We start from the raw sequence: 24,276 nt of genomic DNA, 5'->3' as shown, positions 1-24,276 counted from the left end.
GGGGCGCCCGCGGTCCCGGCCGCTCTGGTTGGCCCCCTGGGGCCCCCCCCCCCCGGCCGGGCTGGGGCCCGCCGGGGGGGGGCCCCCCCCCCCCGCGGGGCGGGGCGGCCGGCGGGGGCCCGCCCCCACGGTTCGGTACTGGGCGCGCCACGGGCGGTTACGGGCTGGTGACCGTGAGGACCGGCGAGACCTGGTATTTGGCGCCGAACTTCGCCTTGTTGCCGACGTTGATCAGCCCGGCGCAGGAACCGGAGGCGGCGGTGACGGTCAGGGCGGGCGACGTGTCCGAAATGATCTCCAGAACACCGGACCCGTTGGTGTAGGTGCCGGTGTTCGCCGAGCCCTCGATCGTCGCGTTGCAGGTGCCCAGCAGGCTGGTGCCGGTGAGGTTCACCTTGATGCCGGTGAGGGTGCCCTTGGTGACGCCGCCGCGGTGGCTGACGCCGTTGAGCTTCATCGGCTGGACGGACGAGGAGACCCATTTCGACCCGAGGGGGCCGTTGCACTTGCTGGCGGACGTGCCGAAGGTGGCGCTGGCGAGGGTGGCCAGGCCGGTGCCGCTGGTGTACACGCCGTCCACGGCCGTGCCACTGGCGCCGTAGACGGAACAGGTGATGGTGGCGCCGGTGGTGACGTTGGCGAGGACGGCGTTGGCGCCCGAGACGTTCGTGGCGCTGAAGGCGTCGTTGGCGGCCGGATTGGCGACGGTCCACTGGGCCTGGGGTGCGGCCGAGGCGGTCGTCGCGGACACTCCGGCGGCGGCCAGAATTGCGGCGGCGGAAATGGCGGAAATTCGCGTGATGCGTCGCACGGACGGTTCCCTTCCGAGGGGATGGGGTGTAGCTGCGGGGATGGGGCGTTTCTGATTCCGCTTGCCCACGGCACGTCTGCGGATCGTACGTGCCGGGGAATTGCGGGCGGCTCAATTCACGGAACGCGGGGCCTGTGACGGTAAGCCAGCCGGTCGAGCACCTTGCGTAATTGACGCTACGACCGAGTAACCGGCCGCGCAATACTCGCCCGTGAGATTTCCCCGAGGTTCTAACCGATGGGTATTTTCTTGTCGCCGGGGCAACAGATCGCAGGGACGTCTTGTCTCGAAGTGAGTCCTCTCGGCCCTCAGGTCCGGCACCGGGCGGCATCGGGCCGTGGTGACGGTCATGCTTAGGCCAGATCGGGGAGCGAGGGCGACGGCCCCGGTCCCAACCGGTGCGCACCGCGCGGGTCCTGGTCCTGCGGAACCATCCCGCGGGAAGGGCACACGTCGCAGCATGACCGAGCGGAACTTCATCGTGCTGATCGATGGCGTCCACCAGCTGGTCAGGGCGCCGATCGTGCTGGTCTGGGACCGGCTGAACACCCACGTCTCGCGCAGGATGCGGGACCTCGTCGCCGAGCGCGAATGGCTGACGGTGTTCCTGCTGCCCGCCTACTCACCTGATCTCAACCCCGTCGAGTGGGTATGGGCCCACGACAAGCGGAGCCTCGCCAACCTCGCCGTCACGGCCCTCAGCTCGAAACACTCGTCCGCAACCGCCTCAAGGCAAGGCGGCTTCGACGATCCTCCAAGTCCTCTCCGGAAACCGGCCCGGACCGCTCGTACGCAGCGACACTGACGCCTCCCCGACGCTGTCCGTCCACGGCAACATGGCCGGATGTTCGGATCAACGACGCCGAGCCGCGTACGACCACAGTGGAATTGGCCAACAGGTCACGGGCCGATATCGAGTAGCCGAGGGGAATCTCACCCCTCGGCCCTCACAGAACCGTGCGTAAAAGTCTCCCGTTACACGGCTCTTGTCGTTCTGATCTTCAGATCTCGCAGGCGGCGGTGGTGAGGCGCCAGTGCACGAACATCCGTGGGTACCGCTGTGCGATCTCCACGAGCTTCGCGTGGGCCTTCAGTCGGCTTGCGAGCTGCTTGTACTTCTTGCGGATCCAGCGCACCAGGTAGGCGTTGATGCGCATCACGAAGGGGAACAGCTCCCACGGCCGGAAACGTCCGTAGTAGTTGATCCACCCCCCGACCACACGGTTGATCGTGCGGGCGAGGTCTCCGAGGAGGTGCCGGTACGAAGGTGTAATTGCCAGGAACGCACCTCGTGACCGATCCGGGTCAGGGCCTGTCTGCTGATGGCCGGCTCGAACGACAGGAACTGCTTGCCGTGCCGATTCCGGTTCTTCCTGGGACGGAACGTGTACCCGAGGAACGTGAACGACGTGTGCTCGTAGGAGCCACGCCGGTACGAGTCCTTGCAGTAGACGATCCGTGTCTTGTCCGGGTGCAGCTGCAACCCGACTTCGACCAGCCTGTCTCTGAGCGCGGCCAGCACATGGCGGGCCTGGCGCTCGGTGACGCAGTGCAGCACCGCATCGTCCGCATAGCGCTCGAACCAGACGCTCGGGAACTCCCGGGCCATCCAGGTGTCGAACGCGTAGTGCAGGAACAGGTTCGCCAGGACGGGAGACACCGGGGCCCCTTGCGGGGTGCCGCGTTCCCGCTCCAGCAGAGAGCCGTTGGGCAGGACGAGCGGGGCGGCGAGCCACCGCCGCACGTACAAGTTCACCCATACGGCGTCGTGCATCGCCACCGGATGCAGAACATTGTGGGTTCCACTCGGTGGACGATGCCCGGCATCGTCACCACAGCCAGGCACTGGAGTGCCACACCCGGGACAGGGCGCGGGCGTCGCGGCGCGCGGCCGCGTCCGCCTTCGACTTCAGTTTCCGGGGCCGCTTCCAGACCGGCTGCCACCCCAGGGGCTCATCAGGCTCAGGAAGCAGGTCCTCGTTGAGCGCGGCGGCCATCTTCGCGCAGGCCGCGTGGGCGCGGGCGAGGGCGTCCTCGGGGTGGGGCAGTTCTTCTGCGGGGATCATGTGACTCCTCCGGTGGTCCGGCCCGGTGTGTGCTGGGTGCCGGGCTGCTGGGCGTGCGGCTGCGGGGCGTCGCCGGGGCAGGTTGCGAACGGAGGCCGTACGACGCGGCGCGCGCCCACTTGCTGCCCTGGATCGTGGCGGCCAACTTCGCGGCGGCGGCTGCGAAGGTCTGGCGGGTCTGCTCCACCGTGCCGACGCCGGTCTCCGGCTCCAGGAGGTGGACCGACTTCGGGCCGGTGTGGAACGGCCGCGGGTGCGACCTCGAGGCGGCGAACACCGCGACGGCGTACGGCCGGGGCGGGAGCTCAGTCGCTCCGCAGGGCGCGTTGCGGCGGTTGCAGCGGCGCGGGTGCGGGGCGGCGTGCCGAGCAATGTCTGCGCCTCCCCATGGCTCCGGCCGTGAGGGGGCGCTTCCGCGTATGGGGTCAGTGCAGGTTCTCGATGGCGTTCACAATGAGCGCTCGGGCCGACGCTCCGTACACCGCCATGGCGCGCAGTTCCTCGAACGCCTTGAGGTAGAGAGCGATCTCACTTGGCTGTGTGATGTTCACCTGCGCGGAGAGCATCTCAACGGACACCAGGTTGTCGTCGTAGACGTGGAACGTCTCTTGTGGCCAGATCCGTCGCTCTTTGGTCCTCATGGGAATGATGCCGAGCGACACGGAGGGCAGCGCACCAGCGGTCAGGAGGTAGCCGAGCTGTGCGGCCATCGCATCCGGGCCACCAAGCTGGTAGCGCAGGGCCGCTTCCTCGACCAGAAGGACGAAGCGGTGCCCTGGTTCATGGATGACGCGGGACCGCTCCACTCGGGCCGCCGCTGCTTCAGCCCCGTCGTTGACGGCGATCTCTCGGAAGTCCGCGATGGTTCTGAGCAGTGCGGCGGCGTAGCCCTCGGTTTGCAGGAGCCCTGGCACCATCGTCGATGAGTAGACGCGGAACAGACTGGTGTCGTGGAAGAACTGGACCCAGCTCTCCTGTAGCTGCTTCAGGCCGTTGCGGACTTGGTGGCGCCATTCGGTGTACATCGACTCAGCGTTGAGGGACTGAGCGATGAGGTCCGCGGCTTGGGCGACATCGCCGCACGCTTCGCACCAGCGGCGGATGTCCTTGGCTGACGGTGCAGTCCGGGAGTTCTCGATGCGTGACGTTTTTGCGTGGGCTTTCTCGTTCATGAGGTCCGCGGTGACGTTGTCGCGGTCCTGTTGCTTGCAGGAACTGGAGGGCTCGTCCGGCGCGCGCTACAGAGACTGCGCCAACCTGCCGAGCAGACCGCGCTCGTTACGCCGCCGCCGGCTGCGTGACCCGGAGAGTCCAGGGACGACTGGGCATGCCGGTCGCCCTTCGGTTCTGGGGCCAAGGGGCCTGGTTCCCGTTGCTATAGAACAGGGGCCAAACCTGCCTCCCACGAATGGGAGTCAAGCAGCGCCACTGTCGCCTGACCCAAGTTCGGTCAGATCGCCGTAGTGATCAAGCCGCCATCGCAGGTTATTCGTGTCGGTGAACTCAAGAATCGGCGCCAGCCCTGGCTGCTGGTGCTCACGCCACGAATCAGAGAAGAACCACACGCGACCGCGCGCCGATCGAAATGTGAGCGTCAAGATCTACCGAGCGTGGCCGCTTCAGGAACCAACTTAGCTCGAGGGCCCCACCGGCGGCGCCCCCATGCCTGGTGCCGGCTGACTCTGGCGCAGCGACACCGAACGAAAGCTGCACGTCAGATATTGGCGCGTCACTCCAGTTGTCGACATACGCGGCCCACCAGTGCTTCCCCAAGTCCTTGTTGGTTCGTGCCTCCAGTGAAACCTTGAGCGCTTGTGCCTGTGTACGCTCCCGATGATCCAGGCCGAGCAGCACAGTCTGCGCACGAAGGAACTGGCGCTGCTCCTCAATCTGTCGCCGTTGACTCCGCATCGTCGCAACAGCTCCGTAGGCCGCGATGGCTGCAAAGGTGCCACCCAGCCAGGACATCCCCCCAGTCGATCCCCATGCGCTCACGGTAGGACTCTGCCCACCAGAATGTGAGGCTTTCTATGCTCCTCACCCAGGCGGGTGCAGGCGCAGTAGGCATGTCGTCGAGACCTACGCCAACTTCGCCCCCTCCACTAAGGGGTCCTAACAGAAGCTGTTGATCATGTGACTTTCGGTTCGGATGGTCGTTGGTCTGGCCGTGGGGAAACGTCAATCGCGGCCGTGGATCGTGTCGGATGAACTGTGGTCGCTCATCGAGCCGTTGTTGCCTGAGCCTGCGCCGAAGCAGGTGGAGGGACGCCCTCGGGTGCCGGACCGGCAGGCCCTGTGCGGGATCCTGTTCGTGCTGCATACCGGGATCCAGTGGGAGTACCTGCCGCAGGAGCTGGGCTTCGGCTCCGGGATGACCTGCTGGCGGCGTCTGGCCGCGTGGAACGATGCCGGCGTCTGGGACCAACTGCACTTGGTGCTGCTGAAGAAGCTTCGGGTCGCGAAGAAGCTGGACTGGTCGCGGGCGGTGATCGACTCCTCCCACGTCAGGGCCGCTCGACGGGGCCCACAAGCGGTCCCAGCCCGGTCGACCGCGCACGTCCGGGCAGCAAGCACCACCTCATCGTCGACGGCCAGGGCATCCCACTCGCCGTCTCACTGACCGGCGGCAACCGCAACGACGTCACCCAGCTGATACCCCTGCTGAAGAAGATCCCATCGGTCGCCGGCCTGGTCGGACGGCCCCGCAACCGACCCCACAGCCTGCTCGGCGACCGCGGCTACGACCACGACAAATACCGCCGCCTGGTCTGGGCGCTCGGCATCAGACCCGTGATCGCCCGCCGCGGCGTCCCACACGGTTCCGGCCTCGGCGTTCACCGGTGGGTCGTAGAGCGGACCATCGCATGGCTCCACGGCTTCCACCGGCTACGGATCCGATGGGAACGACGCGACGACATCCACGAAGCCTTCCTCGGACTCGCCACCTGCCTCATCACCCACCGACACGTCCAACGCCTTTGTTAGGACCTTTTAGGCGGCTGAGGCTGCCGGACAGCAGGGACCGCCTGTTGTAGGCAGTCGGGGATTTCACCGGCCAGGATGCGAGCGGCACGGGCCCGCGCGGCTTCTTTGACCGCCGCCTTCCGTGCCCGCTTGGCCTCGCGAGATTCCTTGGGCATATAAGCAGCGTATGCCGGTCCAGCAGCCTGGGGAACTGTCCGTCGCACCACGGGCGCGGACGACGAGGTCCCCCTGGGCCCTTCGTGTCACCCGGCGGCGTTACGACAGGTCGGTGGAGCCGACGGCGACGCAGGGACGGTTGCGCGCCCAGCGCTTGAGATCGCCCACGCTATACAGGAGTTCAGCGCCGCGCTTGCCCACCGGGTCCGGGTAGGCCGGGTCCACGGCCGGCGGTGCGTCGGTGGGCGGCTCAGGGGCCTCGGCCGGGGCCCGTGGAGGCCCGCTCCGGGCGTCGGGGCGAGCGGGGCCTGGAGGGCGGCCTGCTTGTGCAGGGCGGGCCGGTCCTACCGCTCGCATGGACGCCGGACAGCGCCCACTCGCCGGCCTGCGCCTTCGAGAGGTTCAGTACCTGCATCTCGTGGGCCCGGCCGCATACGACGACTTGGACGCGACCGGGGCGCTCGGTCGGCAGGCGACCGACCATCAACGGGATCTCGACGAGCGCGTCGACGGCCGAGGACTCCCTGGGGTCACCGCTCCCTCCACTCTGTACCGATCGGCAAGCAACTGACCCCCATCATCGCCAAAAAACGTCAGCACCAGACCGGCATCTACGACAGCAGTCAAGTCACCCACAACAACAAACTGAACAGCAAAGCCCGATACCTACCGCACTGACACCACGATGCCGAACCACCACCGACAAAAAGCCGCAGATCATCAAGGCCCGAGCACGAAGGCGTCTTCGAGGTACCGGCCGAACGTCTCCACCAGGCGCTCCAACGGACCCGGGCCAGATGGGAGGCCGCACTCCGAGGCCCTGCGCTCGGGTAGCTACAGCAAAGTGACAAGTAGCTCTCTGTAGCCGATGTGACGGCGTGTTATTTCGGGTTCGGGTGACCGCAGGCCGTTGGGACTTCGGATCAACGAGGCACGGATGCTCGACCTGGACGACGTCCGGTGGGAGTTTGGCCAGTTCGGCAAGCTCAACGGACGAAATGACAGACCTTGTCGGGCGGGCACGGCTCGCCCGTGCCGTGGTAGGTGCGCGCAACAATCACGCCCAGCACCACCAGCAGCAGCAAAAAGCCCCATATGACGATCGTTATCGGATGGAGGCTAAACCAAGCCGTTATCTTCTGGCGCCGGGTGCGGCGAGCTGGGCTGGCCGCACCGAGACGGTCACCCGTCATGATTCCCCCCGAGGATTGCTCACTCTGTGGACATGAGTACCTGGGCTATTCCCACCTCTGCCCGACCGCATGCGAATCGCCCGGGGGCGAGTAGTAGCCGTACGGCGGTTAACGGCGAGATTGATCATGGTGGCCGGAGCGGCTCGCGCTGCCGGTCGGGCTTCAAGAAACCAAAGGCCACGTTGACTACAGGCCGTTACTTGTCACTTCGTCGTAGCTACCCGAGCGCAGGTCCTCGAGTCCCGCGGGTTCAGCGAAACTGAGGGTTCTTCGTCGGGAACCGACGGGTGTTCAGGCTTTCTGGAGGCTTTCGACCCGTGTGTTCTGGGTGAACTCAAGGTGCTGCCTCATCGGTTAAGGGTGTTGAGCCGTGCATCACGCTGAACCTCTTCCCAGTAGTGGGCGGCGGCTGTGACGATCGCTTGAAAGTCGTGCAGTGACATGACTGCGACGTGGGGCGTGCGCGTCCCCACGGGCGGTTCGGCGGGCTCGCCGATCACGATCGCGTTCGTGCCGTGGACATACCCGCGGACCAGGCAATGGTCGAGGGACTCGGCGGCCCCCAGCAGCGACGGATCGTTTAGGGCGGCATCGGAGCGCAACACGGACAGCGTCGCGGTCGGGTCAGCGTCGGGCTGGGCCAGACGCGGGTCCTCAAGCCTGGCCATGTTCTGCAGTGTCAGCATCATCGAGCCGAGGATGCAGGGCTCTGAATCGCCCATGATGATCGAGTCCACGATGAGTTGGAAACGAAAGAAACGCGCATCCCAGGGGTCGCCTGCTGGGGCCAAGATCAGCCCGAATCGGCCGTCGTCGGTTGAGATGCGCATGCCTATGACCTCTCGTGGTGTTCCTCGGCTTCTGATGCTAGAAGCTGCCGAGCGGCGCCGTAGCGGATGGCGGTCTTCTCGTCGATGCCGAAGACCAGCGCGAGGTGGAGCGGGTCGGCGCCGTGGGTGAGGGCTTCTTCAAGCTGTCGGTCGACGCGGAGCCGTTCCAGGGTGGCGGTGAGGTTGCGGGTGGCTCGGGTGGTCCAGAGCTTGCCGGCCGGGCCGAGTTCGACGGCGGTCTTCTGGGTGATCAGCAGGTGGGGGTTGGCCGTGTTCGGCCAGCGACTGCGGCGGTAGTCGAGCCAGTCCAGGACGGCACGGCGGGTGAGGTCATCGAGGGGGCGGACGTGGCCGCCGACGGTGATGCGCCTGTTGCCCAGGTCGACGTCGTCCAGCTGCATCGTCCCCGTGGGAACCGGGAGTCCGCGGCGGCCCGAATCCAATCAGATCCGATGGCGATTGCTGACAGGGTTTGACGACAGATAGGTTCCGATCCTCCGCACGGAAGGGGTCCTCGGTGGCGAACCTGGTCTACAAGCGGGTCTCGACCGACCAGCAGTCCACCGCCCGCCAGGACCTCGTCCTGGACGAGGCCGGCATCGATGACGCGGTCGTCTTCGAGGAGGACGGCGGCACCTCCAGCCGCCTCCACCCCCTCCAGCGCCCGAAGTTCCGCGCGCTCCTCGACTACGCACGGCCGGGCGACACCGTGCACATCTCCGAGATGTTCCGCCTCGTCCGCGGCACCGGGCACATCCTCGACGTGCTCGACGTCCTGCACCGCGAGCAGGTGGCGCTGCGCATCCACGACGGCGCGTTCTCCGCGATGGACCTCACCGCCCGCCACCCGCGCACCGGCGATGACCGGCTGTGGCCTGGGGCTTGTGCCGCGCTGCTGGATGGTGGTGCCCAACCCGCTTGGTACTCGCGTGTGGGAGGGGGCGAGGCGGCGATGTGGCGGGCCGACCGGACAGACTCCTGCCGGAGCACCTATGGGCACCAGCGTGCTGACCGTCGATCCGGAGTTGCCGGACGAGCGGTGGCAGACGCTGCACTCCTCGCCGGCCGCGCTGTTGTCGGCGCTGCGAGCGAGATGATCGCCTGAGTGGGCCTCAGAGGCTGCCCGGGTGGCGGGTCGGCTCGGACCGGTGCCCGAGGTCCGCTACAGCGGTATGTGGATGTCGAGGACGGGCCCTGTCGCGCGGGTGGGCGGCGCGTCCAGACTCTCCAGGACGTGGAGCATGGGTGCGTTGACCGCGGCGACCGAGGCGGTCAGGGTGTGGTGGCCGGCCCGGCGGGCCACATCGGCCGCGTGCGCGGCCAGCGCGGTGCCCAGTCCCTTGGACTGCCATGCGTCCTCGATCAGCACGGCGAGTTCGCCGACCCCTTGCTGATCGGTGCGCATGACGTTGGTCATGGCGATGATGCGGTCCGTCTGCTGGGCGGTGGTGGTGACCAAGGTGGTGCCGCGCTCCGGGTCGGACAGCACCCGCCATCCGGCCCGGGACAGCTCGAGTTTGCCCGCGTGATAGCGCAGCGCGCGGCTGCCCAGCGAGCACCGGCGGTGCAGCGCCTGGATGGGGCCGAGGTCAGCGTGGGCCACCTCCCGGGTCCGGGTGGCGGTGCCGTCGGTAAGCGTGATGGGGTGTGCGCTGCTTCGATGCCCGGTGTCGGACATGTGGCGGTCTCCTCAGATTTTGAGCATGGCTGATGTGCGCGGGGCCCCTCCCCGGCCCCTGCCTGTCTCTGGCACAGGAGCAGTCTTTTGCCGCTCCCTGGCCGGGCTCAAGAAGGGTTCAGGCCATATCGATTACGTTATGCGCATACTTGATTACGCAACGGAGTTGCGCGCAGAGCCCCCGAACCTGACGCGCGGCCAGGCGGGGACGCAGCCCGTTCGGGGCGCACACACATTTTCATCACAATTGGATGACCTTCCCCCACATTTACCCCTCAGAGACCGCAAGCGGAGTGCCATGCTCAGGCCCTCTCAACCGGATCCAGAAAGCCTTGGGGCACATGTCAGGGAGAGCCAGCACACACCGGAACAGCACGCTGGCCGCCCGCGCCGCCGTAGCGGTCGCAGTCGGGCTCGCGGGGTGCGAGGGCGCGTCCAGTGACAGCAAGTCCGTCGCGGCCGCATCGAGTCCGGCGGTCAAGAAGGCCGTCACACCGACGCCCTCGCCCACGCCTACGCCGGTCCTGGACCTCGTCGATGACGACGAGAGCGCCGACGCCGGAAAGTCGATCGTCGTGGACGTCCTGAGCAACGACACCTTCTACCGGGTCAGGGAGCGGGCCACGGCCTGCGCGTGCTCTCGCAGCGGAAGGTCCTGCCGGCGACGTAGTTGAGGAGCCCGGCCACGGCGCGGTCTTGGTCGCTCATGTCGGCGGTTAGCAGCCGGTCGACGGCGTAGGGCGACGTCGGCGGCCGGGGTCGACAGCTCTGGCCGCCGACGGCGTCGCGGTGACGTCCAGGACCAGGAGGTATCGGCTTCGCCCTGCCGGTCACGCCCCCGCTCCCAGCAGCTGCTTGACCCGATAGCTGCATGGGGTGTCTTGTCGGCCGCGAGGGTGTCGGGCTTCGCGCGGGGCCTGCCCGGTCCGGTCCGGGGACGCTGATCTTCTCCAGGACCGGCTTTAACTGGGTGCAGTCCGCTGCTGACTCTCGCTTCCTTGCCCTGGCGTCGTCTCATGTGGTGTCGGTGGTGCACAAGGTTGGCCTGTGTTTCCGCTGGCATGGCGTGAGGAGCATCGGCACGCCCTGTTGAGAAGGCCCGGGTCGCTGGAGTGAGAGTCAGCACACAGAACAAGTAGGTGCTGAGAGGGCGGGACACGTGACATGGACGATGTATACGGGCCTGTGGTCGCCTCCTACACGCGAGCAGAGGCATTCGCGGACGGCTCCCTCCTCCCGATCCCGCCCGCGGTGGCCTCGGCCGCCGGCATCATGATGCCGCGGGCCATCACCGCAGGCGCGTGGCAGGAATTCTGAAGTACTGCTCCTGCAGACCCAGCGCGACGATGTTCTTGAGGTCGTCATCGGTGGCGCCGGTCTCCCGGGCTTGGAAGAGCCGGTCGGCGCTGGTGGTGGGTGATGAGTCGGATCCGGCCGTCGTCGGTGCTCCCGGGGGCGGCGGTGAAGCCAACCGGGCGCGGGTCTCGACGGTGATGCCGCTCTGAGTGGCGGCCCTGGGCCCGGGCGGCTTCTTTGACCTTGCGCTGCCAGGTCTTTTCCACCGCGGCCTGCAGACGCCTGCCGTGTTCACCGGTCGCGGTCTTGATCTTCTTGTCGCGGGTAGCGCTCTGTCTGGTGGAACGGCCGTCCCCTTGACCGAACCAGCACCAGCCACCTCGCCCGACTCGACCTCTCCCTCACCGCGTGACCTCGAACTGGCCAGGATCGTCACGTGCCGCAAACGCCGACTCTCCTGCCTGGCGTGTAGCTCGGCTGGGGGAACGGAGGGCCGTACGGGCAAGCGCGGTGCGCCACGGTTGAGCTTCTCGGTGCAACTCGCACCGTCAGCGTGGTTTCTACGCTTTGACCAGGAAAGTCGTTATCTTCATTTTGTGACTGGGTTCGAGGCCGCGTTGTGGGGACTGATCGGGGCCTGCGCACCAGCGGGATTTGAACTAAGCAATGCAACTATGCGCCATAACCGCTGGCCGTGGCACAAGGCGAGTGACTCATCCATCGAGAGCCGCCTCCCAGAAGCGGGGCCCAAGGCCTACGCAGTCGGCGTGCTGATCCAGCTGGTGCTCGGCCGTACGGACCGGGTCAGCAAGCCTGGGCGCCCTGGTGATGAACATCAACCAGCTGCACGAAGAGTCCCTCTATGTTCGGGATCACGGACAGTTCCTGGTCGAGGCCGCTCAACGCGCCATCCCGCAGACCGGCGCTCCCCTTCCCGCCCAGGTGAGACAGGTCTCTCTGGAGCGCGTCACTTACCGGTATCCCGACCGTGACGTACCGGCCCTGGACGAGGTGACGCTCACCTTCCCCATGGGGTCGGTCATCGCCGTGGTGGGCGAGAACGGCTCCGGCAAAAGCACCCTGATGAAGATCCTCTCCGGTCTGCTCCTCCCCCAGACCGGATCGGTGAGGTGGGGCGACTTCGACGTTTCCGGCCTGGAGCGCTCCCAGGTTTTCGACCGCGTCTCGCTTCTCACTCAGGACTTCCAGCGGTGGCCCGTAACCGCCGCGATGAACATCCGCATCGGGCGCCCCGGCCACGAGTCGTCGACGCAGGAGCTGCAGACATCCGTCGAGTTCGCCGGAGCCGGGTCCGTCACTGCCAAACTCCCCAACGGCCTGGACAGCATGCTCGGCCGCATGTTCCGCGGAGCCATCGAACTCTCCGGCGGCGAATGGCAGAAGGTGGGCCTGGCCCGCACCCACTGGCGCAGCTCAACGTCGCAGGAGGACAGCGTCCTCATCGTTGACGAGCCGACCTCCGCCCTCGACCCGGAAGCCGAGATCGCCGCGTTCGACCGCATTCGCCGCCTCGCCGCCCCGCATCGAGCCGTCGTCCTGGTCACCCACCGTATGTCCGGCGTCCGCCACGCCGACCACATCTACGTCCTCAACCAAGGGCGCGTCGCCGAACACGGCACACACGACGACCTCATCGCCAAATGTGGCAGATATGCCGCCATGTTCGACACACAGGCCGCCCAGTACGCCGCGGCCCCGAACGTCCCTAAGCCTGCTTCGCCCAGCGTCGCAGACAAGGCATGACCCGCCCCACCGAAAGGTAGAGCCATGGCCTCCTCCGCCAGCACGAGCTGCCTCGCAGTCCGTCCTAGAACCCGCTCAAGGCATGGAGGAAGACGCGCGGGCGGTCAGCGCCATTCGGCGCCTTCGCCGCCGGCCCACAGCCCCAGGATGTCCTGCGCCGGCATCCGGGCCCGGATGCTCCTCACCAGACCCGACAACCTCAAAGCCGGTCATCGCGATCTCCGAGCAGGCTCACCTCAGCCTGCTCGGAGATGTCCGCCCTGGCCACCGGAGTCCGGGACTTCGCCACACTCCTGACGCCCCGCGAAGGCAACGACGAAGAGCTCGCCCGTTGGATCGTCCAGGCCCGCGCAACCGACCTGCCCCACCTTCATGCGTTCACCCGCGGCCTGGACCGAGATACCGCCGCCGTGAACGCCGCACTCACCCTCCCGTACAGCAACGGCCCCACCGAAGGCGTCAACACCAAAACCAAACGGATCGCACGCCAGATACACGGACGAGCAGGCTTCACCCTCCTACGCCACCGCATCCTCCTCGGATAACAGCACACTCCGTTACCACCGAATGTGAGACAGAGCCGTTCTTCGTACAGTCCCTCAATCGGGCGACCGCGAAGGCGGCCGATCGGTGGCGGCCCGGCGCGCGGCCGCGGCGCGGGTCTGCGGCGACGACTGAGTGGTGGCCTGCGGCCCGTTGCGCTCGCGCTGGTAGTCCTCCCGGACGCGGTCCCGCCGGGACAGGTCGCGGGCGCAGTTGGGTTTCGTAGGTGAGGTCGGTGATCGTCGCCCGGGGCGAGGGCCGAGAAGGGCGTGGCGGTGGCTTGAGCGTAGCGGATTTGGCTGCGGAGATCGGCCAGTGGGCGGCGAGTTCGCTGGGGGGCATCAAGCCGAGGGCGCGGTCGGGTCACGCGGGATGGTGCGGGCGGTGCGGGTGGTGTCGGGGGCGGGCACGCAAGTGAAAGCGGAGCCCTCTGCTTGGAGATGTTACCAGCGTGCCATTAATTGCGTGAAAGACGACGGTTACGAACTAATTGACGCAGCGAGAGTGCGCATTGAAGCATGAGGGTCTCGTGTCACACCGTGAGGGAGCAAAGATGCAACGACCATGGATAGCCATGGGCTTGGCCACTTGCGCACTGGTCGCTTTGGTGCCCGGCAACGTGGCCAAGGGCGCAGAAGCACCGAACTCTGTACCAGTGACCGTACCGGCCATCCGTTCGTGGGTAGGTAACACTGGCCATTGGCAGCTGGCCGGCACGAGCCGCATCGTGGTCGCTCCGGCTGCGGCGCCAGGGCTCACTGCCACCGCTAACCTTCTGGCCGGAGAGCTCGCCGAGCAGGAGGGCATCCGTCCATCGGTTGTCGTGGGAGACCCTCAGCTGAACGACATTTCTCTCAACCTGGGCACACCGACCGGTGTCAGCGCACCGCAGGGGTACGAGCTTGCCGTCGGGTCGGTACTGAAAGTGACTGGCAGCACCCGGCAAGCGGTGCTCTATGGGACCCGCACCCTGCTCCAGGCTCTGCGCACGACGAAGACCCCGCGTGCCGTGGGCCGCGGTGTCGCCACCGATTGGCCCACGCACGGCTCTCGCGGTCAAATGTTGGACGTCGGCAGAAAGTACTTCCCTGTGGACTACCTACGGCAGCAGATCCGGCAGGCCGCCTGGTACAAGCTCAACACGTTTCACCTGCATCTGTCCGACTGGAACGGCTATCGCATCGCCAGTGACCGGTACCCGGAGATCGTCTCTCCCGAGCACTACACCGTTCAGCAGTTGCGGGAACTCGAGGATTACGCGGAGAGCTACGGCATAACGATCGTGCCGGAGATCGATCTGCCCGGACACGCGACCGCGATCGGAGAAGCCAAGCCGGAACTCGCCTTCACCTGCGAGTCGATGGCCCGGCCCAATAACACTTGGGAAGGATCGAACCTGGGCAAGTGGACCCTCGACTACACCAAACCGGAAACGCGTGCCTTCGCCCGCAACCTCATCACCGAGGTCGCGGGAATCTTTCGAAAGAGTCCGCACTTGCACGTAGGCACGGATGAAGTACCGGGGGAGCCGGCACAGCAGTCGTGTCCGGAGCTCGTGGCCTACCAGAAGGCCAAGGGTTACCCCTACTCCGGCGATGTGCTCGTCGAGTTCATCAATGACCTAGATGCGGCGGTGCGTGCGGCAGGCAAGACGACCGAGGTGTGGCAGTGGTGGGACTACAGTCAGTCGACGAGCATCACCCCGGACAAGCGAATCATCGTCAATGAATGGCTGTCGAGCCCTGAAGGCCGAGCTGCACAGGGCTACAAGGTGATCGGAACTCAGGACGGCCCTCTCTACGTGAGCCCCGGGCTGGGTGACAGACCGGGCCAGTACGGCTTCTTCGACATACGCACCACCTACCGGAACTACCCATTCGTCCAAGAGCCCGGCATCCTTGGCTATCGCGTGGCCCGTTGGTCCGACCGAACCCAGACCATGCCCGTCGGCTGGGTCGACTACTTCGCTCGCCGGCCGCTGGCCGTGGTCGCCGAGCGGACCTGGGCCACTTCCGCCGGGTCGGATGTGCGCCCCTTCCTCGACAGGTATGACCAGGTGGGTGACGCGCTACCGGCCCGGACGCCCGACCCGGGGAATCTGGACTCGCAGATCGGTGCGAATCCTGGGATGTCGAGTCAGAATGGATGGATCGCCTCGGCAACGACCCAGGAAACCGTGCGAGAACCCGGTCAAGCGAGCAGGGCGGCCGACAACGACCCATACACAATCTGGCACAGCAATTGGGACGCCCGCATGCCCCACCAGCTTGCCGTCAACCTTGGGAGCGAGCGGAAAATTGCCGGCATCCGATACATGGCCCGTCAGGACGGTGGCAGCAATGGCCGGGTGAAGGCCTACGAGGTACTGGTCTCGAAGGACGGCGTCACCTGGCAGAAGGCTGCCACGGGTAGCTTCCCCGGCGACCGCGCCGAGTACGTGGTGCCTTTCGCGCCGGTCACAGCACGGCACGTGGCTCTCCGTGTACTCAGCGAGCACGGGCCGGAGAACCGATACGCCGCAGTGGCGGAGCTGGACGTCATAATAGACAGCTGAGCCACTTACGACGGGAGCTCCGGGCCGGTGACCTCCTCTCCCGACGTCCGTGCACCGTGCTCTGGCAGGCCTTCTTCAACGATGAGACGAAGGCGCTTTGCCGAATGAACGTCAGCGTGCCGCTGGCAGTCCTGCTGCACAAGCTCAACCAAGTGCTGCGGGGCTGGACCGCCTACTTCCGCCCCGGGGGGTCCGCTTGAGCCTTCCAATACCTGCGCATGATCGTCTGGCGCCAGGTGGCCGCAAACACCCCGGCACGGGGTGGAATGAGCTCCGCCGCCGGTTCTGTGACGGCGGATGGTGGCCTCACGACGGGGACGTCCTCCTGTTCAACCCGAGCTCGGTAGTCACCACTCGATATCGGCCCAGAGGGACGACGATTCCGTCGCCATGGCCCAGCACGCACTGAGGAATGCAACTGTTCAACGGGGCTTGTGGAGAGCCGGATGCGGGGCCAACTCGCACGTCCGGTTCGGGAGGGCGGCGTGGAGAAACGGGCTGGGAGGAATCCCAGTACCGCGCTCTGCGCCGACCCCACCATGATTTCGAGATCCAGGGCCGCACGGGAGGTCAACTGACCGCCGCCCGGTTGCCGGAGGCATCGAGGGGCATCGCCAAGCTGCATGCCCTCATCGCCCGCCGTGGCGGGGAGATCCTGGCGGCGGCCGATGTGGTGATCGGGATCGAGACAACCGTGGCTCGCAGGCTCTGACCGCCGACGGCTACCAGGACGCCGTCACCCACGCGCCTCGCAAACATGGTCCGCATCGATCGCTGTGGCCGATCGCCGGCGACAGCGAGCAGGCCCCCGCCGTCAAGGTCGTCGCCCGCGCTCACCAGCCTTGATCTGGGAACAAACCCACACCTTCCAGCGGATGCGCGCCTCGCTGCGCGAGTACTACCCTACGGCTCAAGGCACCGCCACCGACGCCAGCACCGGGACCGAAGGCGCCTTCACCTGCGCTTCCAGGGCATCCATCCTTCCCGGAAAGCTCGCCCGCCGCCCCGCGCGATCGGGCAGCGAAGCCAGCCTTCTCGTCAACGGCCGGAGGGCAAGGCAGCCGGAGCACCGTTGGTCGCGCCGCCGTCAAGGACGAACTCAGTGCCCGTCGAGTAGGTGGCCTCAGCCACGATGAAGACGACCATGCGGGCGACCTCCTCAGGCTCCCCGAAACGGGGGATGGGCTGTCCGGAGGCGAACGACTCTTCGATGTCGGCCGTCATTGCGGTGTGCACGACACCGGGGTGGACGGAGCAGACCCGAATCCGGTCGGCACCGAGTTCCAGTGCCGCGGTCTTCGTCAGCCCGCGCAGTGCCCATTTGCTGGCCACGTACGAGCCCACGCCTGCGTAGCCGGTCAGCCCCGCGCTGGAGGACATGTTCACGATCACACCACCGCCTGCCCGGCGCAGCGACGGCACAGCGGTACGGATGCCCAGCCAGGTGCCCTGCAGGTTGACGTCAACGACCCGGCGGAACGACTCCAGGGTCTGTTCCTCGATGGTGGCCCACTCGAGGATCCCGGCGTTGTTGACAAGCACCGAGACCGGTCCCATCTCCCGTTCCGTTTCCGACACCACCGCCTGCCAGCCGCCTTCGCTGGTGACGTCGAGGTGCGTGTACCGGCTCCGGCCGCCGAGTTCCGTGGCCAGCGCCGCGCCCTCGGCGTCCAGGACGTCGGCGACCACCACGGCGGCACCATCGGCTGCGAGCAGCCGCGCGGTCGCGGCTCCAATTCCCCGTGCTCCGCCGGTGACGATCGCCACCTGGTCGGTGAGCCGTTTCATCATGGCCTCCTGCAGTCAGGCTTCGACGACGAGTCCCAAAACAGGCATCGGTCGCCGCACGGCACGCCTCAAGCACCCGGGTGGGTCGATTAGTCGATGGTCTGCAGAGATCGCTCGGCCTCGGGACGATGAACACGATGGCTGGCGCCGGGTGGCACCAGGCATCAGGCGGGCAGACATCGCGGTGTCACCGAGAATGGAAACGCAGACGCACAGGACGACAGGCCCCGACGCCCGTCCGGGTGAACGCCAGGGGCCTCTTTCCGCTCTCCGCTCAGCGCCCTAGACCTCGACACTCCCCCTGCAATCTCGCAGTAGATATAGACAATATGGAACAATGCCTTTGATACCGCCGGGGCTGGGCGGGAAGGCTCCGGAAAGCGGCGGGTCGCTTCCTCGCATCTCCACCACCACGCCTTGGACCGGAGCCCCGCCCCATCCGGCTGCTTCCGCTGATCACTCTCCTTTGAGGAAGTGGCTTCCTACGAGGAAGTGTTTCTCTTGACTGCTTCAGCTTCCGGTCAACCCATGTCAGACATGCCCGATCCCGATTCGGGACTGCGAGGCAACCTCTCCACCACCAGGCTCGTCGTTCTGGTTTCAGCCACCGCGGCACCGCTGTTGGCTATGGCCGGTACCCTCCCCATCTCGCTGGCCATTGGAAATGGCGCAGGAGTACCCGGCGCCTACCTGTTGGTGACTCTGACGCTGCTCTGCTTCGCCGTCGGCTATGCCGCGATCAGCCGCCGTATCACCTCAGGCGGAGGCTTCTTCACCTACGTCAACAGATCGCTGGGCCGCCCGCCTGGTGCGGCCGCAGGCGTCCTCGCGCTGATCGCCTACAACACGCTGGCAGTAGGCCTCGCAGGTGGCGTCGGATACTTCTCGAACATCGTCGTCCTCGATCTTTTCGACGTCTCAGCGCCCTGGTGGATCTTCAGCTTCGTGCTCATCGCCGTGATGGCTGTCCTGGGGTACCGACAGATCGATCTCTCTGCCCAGATCCTGGTTATCCTGATGCTCTTCGAGGTCTTGATGCTGGTCATCCTTGACCTTGCGATCGTCATCGAGAAGGGGACCGCTGCGTTCCCTGCAGTCTCGTTCGAGCCAAGCACCGTATTCTCCGGCGCACCCGGCGTGGCGCTCATGTTTGCCTTCGGCTCGTTCGTCGGCTTCGAGGGGGCTGCCATCTATGCCCACGAGGCCAAGAACCCCGGACGGGGTATCCCCCGGGCCACGTACATCGCCGTCTCCGCGATCGGGGTCTTCTATTGCCTCACGTCCTGGCTCGTGGTGGGAGCGCTCGGCGTCGACAATGCCCGCACCGTCGCGGGTGAGCAGGCTGGCGCCCTGTTCCTCGGACTTACGGACCAGTTCCTTGGCCAGGCCATGGTGTACGTCTTCGAGTTGTTGGTCATCACTTCGGCCTTCGCTTGCTTGACGGCCAGTCACACGGTTGCCTCACGGTACCTCTACACGCTGGGTCACGCGGGCTTGCTGCCAGCAGCGCTCAGCCGCGTGCACGCCCGCCATCGCTCCCCGCACGTGGCTAGCATCGCTCAGTCCGGCCTGATCCTCGCCGTTGTGATCGCCTACGCCGTGGCGGACCTACATCCCTATCGCAACCTGACGGCCACCATGCTCGGTCTCTCAGCGCTCGCCGTCGTGCTCCTCCAAGCCCTCGTTTCCATCGCGGTTTTCGCATACTTCCGCGGTCGCGAGGGTGGGCACTGGTGGCGCACGGCTGTCGCACCGCTGATCGGTTTTGCCGGCCTACTCATCGGCACCACGTTGATCATGTGGAACTTCGACACGCTCACCGGCTCGAGTTCCGTCATGGCCAACAGCCTCCCATGGTTGGTCATCGCGCTGGCGCTGCTCGCCCCATGGCGAGCCGTGTGGTTGCGTTCGCACCGCCCCCGCGCCTACGCCTTGCTGGATGACCAACACGAGGTGCCTCGCCCATAATTCCAGTGCTGGCTTCCTGGACGGCCGCACCCCAATCGGCGGTGTAGAAATCGGGTGGGCGGTGTGGGTATGCCCGAGATCCAGGGGCAGGCACGGGCGTTGAACAGGGTAAGACGCGTCCTGCTGGGGCTCCGACCCCATAGTCGGACAAGCACGTCGGTGAAGTGTCCGCCCGCTAGCGGACGCGTATTACGAGCCGACGTTCTCCGACCGCTCTCCTGGGCCCAGGCCTGCCTCGCGACGGTTATGGAACCCCGGCGGCTCGCGGGGCCCGACTGCATTCCCTGGTCCATTCGCTCGCCATCCGCGCTGCTGCGGTCCGGACCGGTGCGACTCCCTGCTGACGATCAGCGAGCGGGCCGCCGACGCCTCGCAGTCGGTCCTGGCTCGGCTCGGCGCCCGCCGCGACCCCTTCGCCGGCCAACGTCACGCCCCCGGTGAGCCACCATCCGCCGGGGATCGCACACCTCGACGGTGACGTACTCGACCGAGCTGGCTGCCCGTCTGATGCCCACAGCCAGGCGGGCGGTTGCCGCGGGCGAACGCGGTGGACGCCAAGTCCCTGGGCGGTTCCGCCCGCGCGCACGACCGGAAGATCCACTTGCTGGCGCCGTCGACCACGCCGCCTCCGCCGCCCTGGGCCAGGTTTCCGTCGGGACCAAGACACATGAGATCACTTGCTTGCAACCACTACTGGACGGCATCGACCTGACTGGAGCGGTCCCCACCACCGACGCAATGCGCACACAACGCGAGCACGACGAGTACCTCGCCTCTCGGGGCGCTCCTACATCATGGTCGTCAAGACAACCAGAAGAAGTGCCGCAGGCAGACGAAGTCCGTTGCCTGGAAGCAGATCCCACTCCAGAACCGCACTGCGGGGCCCAGCCATGGCCGGGCCGATATCCGCCGGATAGTTCCCACTGGGAACCTAGAACTCCAGGCGGAGCTGGGCAGGGGATTCAGGCCGATCCCGAAGTATTGGCGGTCGAGCGGACTTACGAATGGCTCATGCTCCACCACCGCCTGGCTCACGACTACCAAACCTCCAGGCCCGAAACCATGATGGACCTCGCCTGATGGTCCTCATGCCGCCACACCGGCGAAGCCATCACCTCCTGGCGCGACCCAACACTACAGAGGAAACAGAGGATTCTACAATGCAACATCGGGAGAATACGACCTCTAACCGGGATGGGTGGTTGCGAGGTCTTCGCGGTCGGTGACGCCGAGTTTTTTCAGCGTGTTGGCGACATGGTGTTCGACGGTGCGAATGGAGAGGAAGAGTGCGTCGGCGATGTCCTTGTTGGTGGCGCCGGTGGCGAGGAACTGGGCGACCTCGGTTTCTCGTGGGGAAAGTTTGGTGCCGTAGCCGCGGCGTCCGCGATGGGTGGCGGGTGGGGCGAATCCGGTGTCGCGCAGCGTCCGGTGGCACCGGGCGGCGTCGAAGGTGGCGCCGAGCTGCTGGTACTGCTCGGCTACAGCAATGAGGAGGGTTGCGGCCTCGTCGGGGTTGGTGACAGCGAGGGCGCAAGCGTGGGCTTCAGCGGCCTGGGCCTGGGGGTAGGGGCGGCCGATGGTATGCCACAGCGAGCGGGCCTGCTCGAAATGGCCGACCGCAGCCTCGGGATGCGTCTCCCGCAGCAGCAGGCCGTGGGCAATGTGGAGTTCGGCGTCTGCAACGGGCCCGCACCGATGGTTTGCGGTCCGCTCCTGCTGTGCCGCTTCGGCCTCGGCCACAATCTGCTCGGCCGCATCCCGGTGGCCGCATGCCATCGCGGTCTGGACGTAGAGGGGAAGCAGACTGGTGCTCCCCTGCCATGCGTCGGAGGCGCGGAAGCTTTCCGCCGCGGGGGTGAGGGTGCTCCACGCGGCCTCGGCCTCGCCCTGCGCCAGCTTCACGAGACCAACGCCCACGGCCGCCATGATTGAGACGATCACTTGGGCGTCTCTCTCAGCGGCGGCGCCGACAACGGCGAAGTGCTGCAGGGCCGTCGCCCACTGGCCACGGGCGGCGGCGAGGTGCCCAAGCATGAGAGCACGAAACGTCCGGACAATGTCCATGTGGCTGAACTGGGCTGCAAGTTCGCTGAAATTGTCCTGTAGATTAGTCCACTTGCCTGACAACCAGTCTAGTGTGAGCAGTGCGGTGCGGGCGTAGCACTCCAGGGAGGGGTCGCCTCCGTGCTCCGCCAGTCGCAGGCACTCCCGGAGCACGGTCTCGGCGCGCGCGTCCTCGCCTCGCTCGAGTGCGTGGGAGCCGGCGTTGAAGAGCGCGATCAGTGTCTGGCGGTGCTCTTGAGGGTCGGCGGAGTGGCGGGGCAGTGCGTTTACTGCGTCCCACAGACCGGCATCACCCCGGATTGCCATCAGGGTGATCCGCGCCGTGCGGACCCCGGCGAACGCGGCCGGGTAGCCCTCGTGCTGCTCGCAGTCCTGCAGTGTCCGTTCAGCCCGCACCACCCACTCTTCCCTCTGGTCCGGAGTCTGTGCGCTTCGGCTCCAGATCAGGCCGGTCATGGCCTGGGCTGCGTAGACGGGCCAGGACTCGAGCTCGTCCACCGCCCGCCGCATCTCCGCGAAACCAGAGCGGTCACGCATCTGGTTGGCCATCAGCGTTGCGAGTGCGGCGCGGATGCGGCCGCAGGTCTGGCGGGGCAGCTGGGGATCGTCGACGATCCTGCGCAGCGTCTTCATGGTGGCGGCGTAGGTGGTGGACTTGGGTGCGATGCTGGACAGAGCCAATGCGGCGCGGGAGCGCAGCTCGGGGTCTATACGGGGCTGGTCCAGGATGTCGTTGAGGATGGCGGTGGCGATGCCGTCATCGCCGAGCACGATGGCCTCGTCCGCGGCGGCCTCGGCCTCGCGCAGCCAGGACGCGGTGTCGCCGAGAGCCCGGGTGTGGTGGGCGATCTGCACCAGAGCCGGAGCTGCCTGCGCCCGCAGCGCCGCGACCGTCCGACGGTGAAGCGCCCGCCGCCGCGGGCCCAACAGCGCCTGATACACCGCCTGCTGCGCCAGCACATGCCGGAACCCGTACCTGCCCGGCTCGGTCTCCCGCAGCAGCGTCGCCTGCAACGCCGCCGTCAGACCCTCCGCCCCTTCATCCGCACTGACCCCCGCCACCTCGGCCAGCAGCTGCTGGTCGGCCGGGACCGCCAGCACCGCCGCGGCCTCCACCACCGCGACCGCCGCCGGCGGCAGAGTCGCCCGCCGCTCCTGCACGGCCTCGCGCAACGCCCGCGGCACCGCCGCACCCGCCAACGACACCCCCGGATCACCCACCCCCCCAGTGGCCTGCCGCTGCTGCTCCACCAAGGTCAGCAGATCCTCCTCCACCACCAGCGGAAGCCCCTCACTCCTCGCAAACAGCAAAGAGGCCAGCCCACTCCCGGCCTGGGTCCCCAGAGCGGCCTTCACCCACTCCCTCACCTCGCCCTTGCTGAGCGGGTGCAAGCGGATCTCCGCCCCGCCAACGCCGTTCGGCCGCCGGTAGGGGCTGCCTAGCACCGGCATCCGCGCCGGAAGATCATCCCTCCGGTAGGTGAGCACCAGACCCAGACCGTCGGGCGGCGTAGTGGCCAGGAGGAAGAGGATCTCCCGCGTCGCCTCGTCCGCCCAGTGCAGATCCTCCACGACCAGCACACACGGCACCAATGCCTCAACAAGCGCCCGCAGCGCATCGGCCACCAGCCTTCTCGGCGGTTGCTGAATGTCATCGATGGGGGGAACGGCTGGCAGGAAGGGGACCAGCTCAGGGAGGAAGGCCGACAGCGCCGCTGCCTGCCCGGGAAGGGCCTTGGCCGCCGGGAACGAGTGCGAGACGCCCTGCAACGCCTCCATCACCGGACCATACGGACACGGCTCTCGCAAGGGGTGACACAAACCCGTCAGCACCCGCGTGCCACTGTCCGCCAGCACCTGCACACCCTCCGCGACCAGACGGGACTTCCCCGCCCCCGCCTCCCCCTCCACGATCACGACCGCCGGCAGCCCCCGCAGAGCGGCCACCAGCGAGGCCAGCTCACGCTCACGCCCTACAAACGCAAACTCCGCGCTTGCGGCAGCAAGGTCGGCGACCATCCCACGCTCCCGTCATACCAGAGGAGACAGCTAGACACCAGGAGACAGCTAGACACCTGACCTCCACAGGAGAGCACGATGCACCGTTCTTACTCTCGCAGCGAATGATCACATTCTGGTGTAATTGCAGTCTAAACTGATCACCACTCTATTGGGATATCGACCATTCTCGTGACCCCAACGCCACCACGCAAACAAAGCCTACGACGTTCCCCACCTGCGGGAATGTACGCGGAAACGCATCGGCGTGCGCATCGCCCGCAAAGGCATCGAGTCCAGCGAACGACTGGGGCGCCGCAGATGGGTCATCGAGCGGACCATGTCCTGGCTGACCGGCTACCGCCGACTCAACCACCGCTACGAACAACATCCCCGCAACTACCTGGCCTTTCTCGGCCTCGCGCCGCCCTCTGTTGCTACAAACGACAGTGAGGATAGGTGATGGCACCGTCCGACTCACCACATAGGACACCGTCGTTAGTGCGGTAGCCGGTGTCGGCCCAAGCCTTCAAGCTCACCTGGCACAGGCCCGGCATTTCAGCAATGTCCGGCTCCCCTCAG

General features: G+C 66.7%; 19 protein-coding genes and 4 pseudogenes. 12 read left to right on the top strand and 11 right to left on the bottom strand.

What is annotated here, in order from left to right:
• Positions 1-157: 157 nt before the first annotated feature.
• Positions 158-811: a hypothetical protein gene (locus tag ACWGH0_RS07965; RefSeq protein WP_453403296.1), complete on the bottom strand. Its 654-nt coding sequence runs from the start codon at positions 809-811 to the stop codon at positions 158-160.
• A 439-nt stretch (positions 812-1,250) separates the two neighbouring features.
• Here ACWGH0_RS07965 and ACWGH0_RS07960 point away from each other — a divergent pair.
• Positions 1,251-1,558, top strand: a pseudogene (locus ACWGH0_RS07960) (transposase); the annotation flags it as partial.
• 254 nt (positions 1,559-1,812) lie between these two features.
• Here ACWGH0_RS07960 and ACWGH0_RS07955 read toward each other — a convergent pair.
• From ACWGH0_RS07955 to ACWGH0_RS07940, 4 genes are all read right to left on the bottom strand, one after another.
• Positions 1,813-2,031, bottom strand: coding sequence for a group II intron maturase-specific domain-containing protein (locus ACWGH0_RS07955; protein WP_453403295.1), 219 nt, complete (start codon positions 2,029-2,031; stop codon positions 1,813-1,815).
• A complete protein-coding gene (locus ACWGH0_RS07950) occupies positions 1,968-2,585 on the bottom strand; it encodes a reverse transcriptase domain-containing protein (protein ID WP_453403392.1) in 618 nt (205 codons plus the stop codon). Before ACWGH0_RS07950 ends, ACWGH0_RS07955 begins: the two co-directional genes overlap by 64 nt.
• A 55-nt stretch (positions 2,586-2,640) precedes the next feature.
• Complete coding sequence (locus ACWGH0_RS07945) at positions 2,641-2,877, bottom strand: hypothetical protein (protein WP_453403294.1); 237 nt, start codon at positions 2,875-2,877, stop codon at positions 2,641-2,643.
• A gap of 425 nt (positions 2,878-3,302) precedes the next feature.
• The gene (locus tag ACWGH0_RS07940) at positions 3,303-4,049 is read right to left on the bottom strand and encodes a DUF5753 domain-containing protein (RefSeq protein WP_453403293.1); all 747 of its coding nucleotides are present in this window, start codon (positions 4,047-4,049) and stop codon (positions 3,303-3,305) included.
• Between the two features lie 977 nt (positions 4,050-5,026).
• Between ACWGH0_RS07940 and ACWGH0_RS07935 the strand changes: the two genes are divergently transcribed.
• A protein-coding gene (locus tag ACWGH0_RS07935; RefSeq protein ID WP_453403292.1) for an IS5 family transposase occupies positions 5,027-5,862 on the top strand; the annotation gives its coding sequence in 2 pieces (ribosomal slippage) (positions 5,027-5,390 and positions 5,390-5,862; 837 coding nt in all).
• Positions 5,863-7,004: 1,142 nt separating this feature from the next.
• Here ACWGH0_RS07935 and ACWGH0_RS07930 read toward each other — a convergent pair.
• The 3 genes from ACWGH0_RS07930 to ACWGH0_RS07920 form a co-directional block, all read right to left on the bottom strand.
• Entirely contained in the window at positions 7,005-7,211 is a 207-nt protein-coding gene (locus tag ACWGH0_RS07930) for a hypothetical protein (protein ID WP_453403291.1), read from the bottom strand.
• A 347-nt stretch (positions 7,212-7,558) separates the two neighbouring features.
• Entirely contained in the window at positions 7,559-8,041 is a 483-nt protein-coding gene (locus tag ACWGH0_RS07925; protein ID WP_453403290.1) for a hypothetical protein, read from the bottom strand.
• Positions 8,042-8,043: 2 nt separating this feature from the next.
• Positions 8,044-8,442, bottom strand: a complete 399-nt coding sequence (locus ACWGH0_RS07920; protein WP_453403289.1) for a hypothetical protein — start codon at positions 8,440-8,442, stop codon at positions 8,044-8,046.
• A gap of 116 nt (positions 8,443-8,558) precedes the next feature.
• On the opposite strand from ACWGH0_RS07920, the pseudogene ACWGH0_RS07915 reads away from it, so the two are divergent.
• Positions 8,559-8,903 (top strand): annotated as a pseudogene (locus ACWGH0_RS07915) (recombinase family protein); the annotation flags it as partial.
• Between the two features lie 300 nt (positions 8,904-9,203).
• Here ACWGH0_RS07915 and ACWGH0_RS07910 read toward each other — a convergent pair.
• A complete protein-coding gene (locus ACWGH0_RS07910) occupies positions 9,204-9,719 on the bottom strand; it encodes an N-acetyltransferase family protein (RefSeq protein WP_453403288.1) in 516 nt (171 codons plus the stop codon).
• Between the two features lie 341 nt (positions 9,720-10,060).
• Here ACWGH0_RS07910 and ACWGH0_RS07905 point away from each other — a divergent pair, with 341 nt between their 5' ends.
• From ACWGH0_RS07905 to ACWGH0_RS07875, 7 genes and pseudogenes are all read left to right on the top strand, one after another.
• Positions 10,061-10,393 carry a hypothetical protein gene (locus ACWGH0_RS07905; RefSeq protein ID WP_453403287.1) on the top strand — a complete coding sequence of 111 codons (333 nt, stop codon included), beginning with the start codon at positions 10,061-10,063 and terminating at the stop codon, positions 10,391-10,393.
• A 490-nt stretch (positions 10,394-10,883) separates the two neighbouring features.
• Positions 10,884-11,036, top strand: a complete 153-nt coding sequence (locus tag ACWGH0_RS07900) for a hypothetical protein (RefSeq protein WP_453403286.1) — start codon at positions 10,884-10,886, stop codon at positions 11,034-11,036.
• A gap of 807 nt (positions 11,037-11,843) precedes the next feature.
• Complete coding sequence (locus tag ACWGH0_RS07895) at positions 11,844-12,779, top strand: ATP-binding cassette domain-containing protein (RefSeq protein WP_453403285.1); 936 nt, start codon at positions 11,844-11,846, stop codon at positions 12,777-12,779.
• 168 nt (positions 12,780-12,947) lie between these two features.
• Positions 12,948-13,324: pseudogene (locus ACWGH0_RS07890) on the top strand (transposase); the annotation flags it as partial.
• A gap of 653 nt (positions 13,325-13,977) precedes the next feature.
• Complete coding sequence (locus ACWGH0_RS07885; protein WP_453403284.1) at positions 13,978-15,876, top strand: family 20 glycosylhydrolase; 1,899 nt, start codon at positions 13,978-13,980, stop codon at positions 15,874-15,876.
• Positions 15,877-15,932: 56 nt separating this feature from the next.
• Entirely contained in the window at positions 15,933-16,076 is a 144-nt protein-coding gene (locus ACWGH0_RS07880; protein WP_453403283.1) for a group II intron maturase-specific domain-containing protein, read from the top strand.
• Between the two features lie 212 nt (positions 16,077-16,288).
• Positions 16,289-16,588, top strand: a complete 300-nt coding sequence (locus ACWGH0_RS07875) for a hypothetical protein (RefSeq protein ID WP_453403282.1) — start codon at positions 16,289-16,291, stop codon at positions 16,586-16,588.
• A 326-nt stretch (positions 16,589-16,914) separates the two neighbouring features.
• On the opposite strand, the gene ACWGH0_RS07870 is transcribed toward ACWGH0_RS07875, so the two are convergent.
• Positions 16,915-17,664, bottom strand: coding sequence for an SDR family oxidoreductase (locus ACWGH0_RS07870; RefSeq protein ID WP_453403281.1), 750 nt, complete (start codon positions 17,662-17,664; stop codon positions 16,915-16,917).
• A 474-nt stretch (positions 17,665-18,138) separates the two neighbouring features.
• Between ACWGH0_RS07870 and ACWGH0_RS07865 the strand changes: the two genes are divergently transcribed.
• Positions 18,139-19,632 carry an APC family permease gene (locus ACWGH0_RS07865; protein WP_453403280.1) on the top strand — a complete coding sequence of 498 codons (1,494 nt, stop codon included), beginning with the start codon at positions 18,139-18,141 and terminating at the stop codon, positions 19,630-19,632.
• A 1,185-nt stretch (positions 19,633-20,817) separates the two neighbouring features.
• Here ACWGH0_RS07865 and ACWGH0_RS07860 read toward each other — a convergent pair.
• Entirely contained in the window at positions 20,818-23,715 is a 2,898-nt protein-coding gene (locus ACWGH0_RS07860; protein WP_453403279.1) for a helix-turn-helix transcriptional regulator, read from the bottom strand.
• Positions 23,716-23,890: 175 nt separating this feature from the next.
• Between ACWGH0_RS07860 and ACWGH0_RS07855 the strand changes: the two are divergent.
• A pseudogene (locus ACWGH0_RS07855) lies at positions 23,891-24,147 on the top strand (transposase); the annotation flags it as partial.
• Positions 24,148-24,276 lie beyond the last annotated feature (129 nt).

Source organism: Streptomyces sp. NPDC054887, assembly GCF_053610585.1.
Note: the sequence above shows the minus strand (reverse complement) of the source record. Positions and strands in the feature narration are given on the sequence as shown.

Excerpts from the sequence above, each read along its gene's own strand:
- ACWGH0_RS07940 (WP_453403293.1), bottom strand. The coding sequence starts at position 4,049 with ATGAACGAGAAAGCCCACGCAAAAACGTCACGCATCGAGAACTCCCGG.
- ACWGH0_RS07910 (WP_453403288.1), bottom strand. The coding sequence starts at position 9,719 with ATGTCCGACACCGGGCATCGAAGCAGCGCACACCCCATCACGCTTACC.
- ACWGH0_RS07875 (WP_453403282.1), top strand. The coding sequence starts at position 16,289 with ATGCAACTGTTCAACGGGGCTTGTGGAGAGCCGGATGCGGGGCCAACT.
- ACWGH0_RS07920 (WP_453403289.1), bottom strand. The coding sequence starts at position 8,442 with ATGCAGCTGGACGACGTCGACCTGGGCAACAGGCGCATCACCGTCGGC.
- ACWGH0_RS07870 (WP_453403281.1), bottom strand. The coding sequence starts at position 17,664 with ATGAAACGGCTCACCGACCAGGTGGCGATCGTCACCGGCGGAGCACGG.
- ACWGH0_RS07860 (WP_453403279.1), bottom strand. The coding sequence starts at position 23,715 with ATGGTCGCCGACCTTGCTGCCGCAAGCGCGGAGTTTGCGTTTGTAGGG.
- ACWGH0_RS07930 (WP_453403291.1), bottom strand. The coding sequence starts at position 7,211 with ATGACGGGTGACCGTCTCGGTGCGGCCAGCCCAGCTCGCCGCACCCGG.
- ACWGH0_RS07925 (WP_453403290.1), bottom strand. The coding sequence starts at position 8,041 with ATGCGCATCTCAACCGACGACGGCCGATTCGGGCTGATCTTGGCCCCA.
- ACWGH0_RS07945 (WP_453403294.1), bottom strand. The coding sequence starts at position 2,877 with ATGATCCCCGCAGAAGAACTGCCCCACCCCGAGGACGCCCTCGCCCGC.
- ACWGH0_RS07900 (WP_453403286.1), top strand. The coding sequence starts at position 10,884 with ATGGACGATGTATACGGGCCTGTGGTCGCCTCCTACACGCGAGCAGAG.
- ACWGH0_RS07905 (WP_453403287.1), top strand. The coding sequence starts at position 10,061 with ATGTCAGGGAGAGCCAGCACACACCGGAACAGCACGCTGGCCGCCCGC.
- ACWGH0_RS07950 (WP_453403392.1), bottom strand. The coding sequence starts at position 2,585 with ATGCACGACGCCGTATGGGTGAACTTGTACGTGCGGCGGTGGCTCGCC.
- ACWGH0_RS07895 (WP_453403285.1), top strand. The coding sequence starts at position 11,844 with ATGAACATCAACCAGCTGCACGAAGAGTCCCTCTATGTTCGGGATCAC.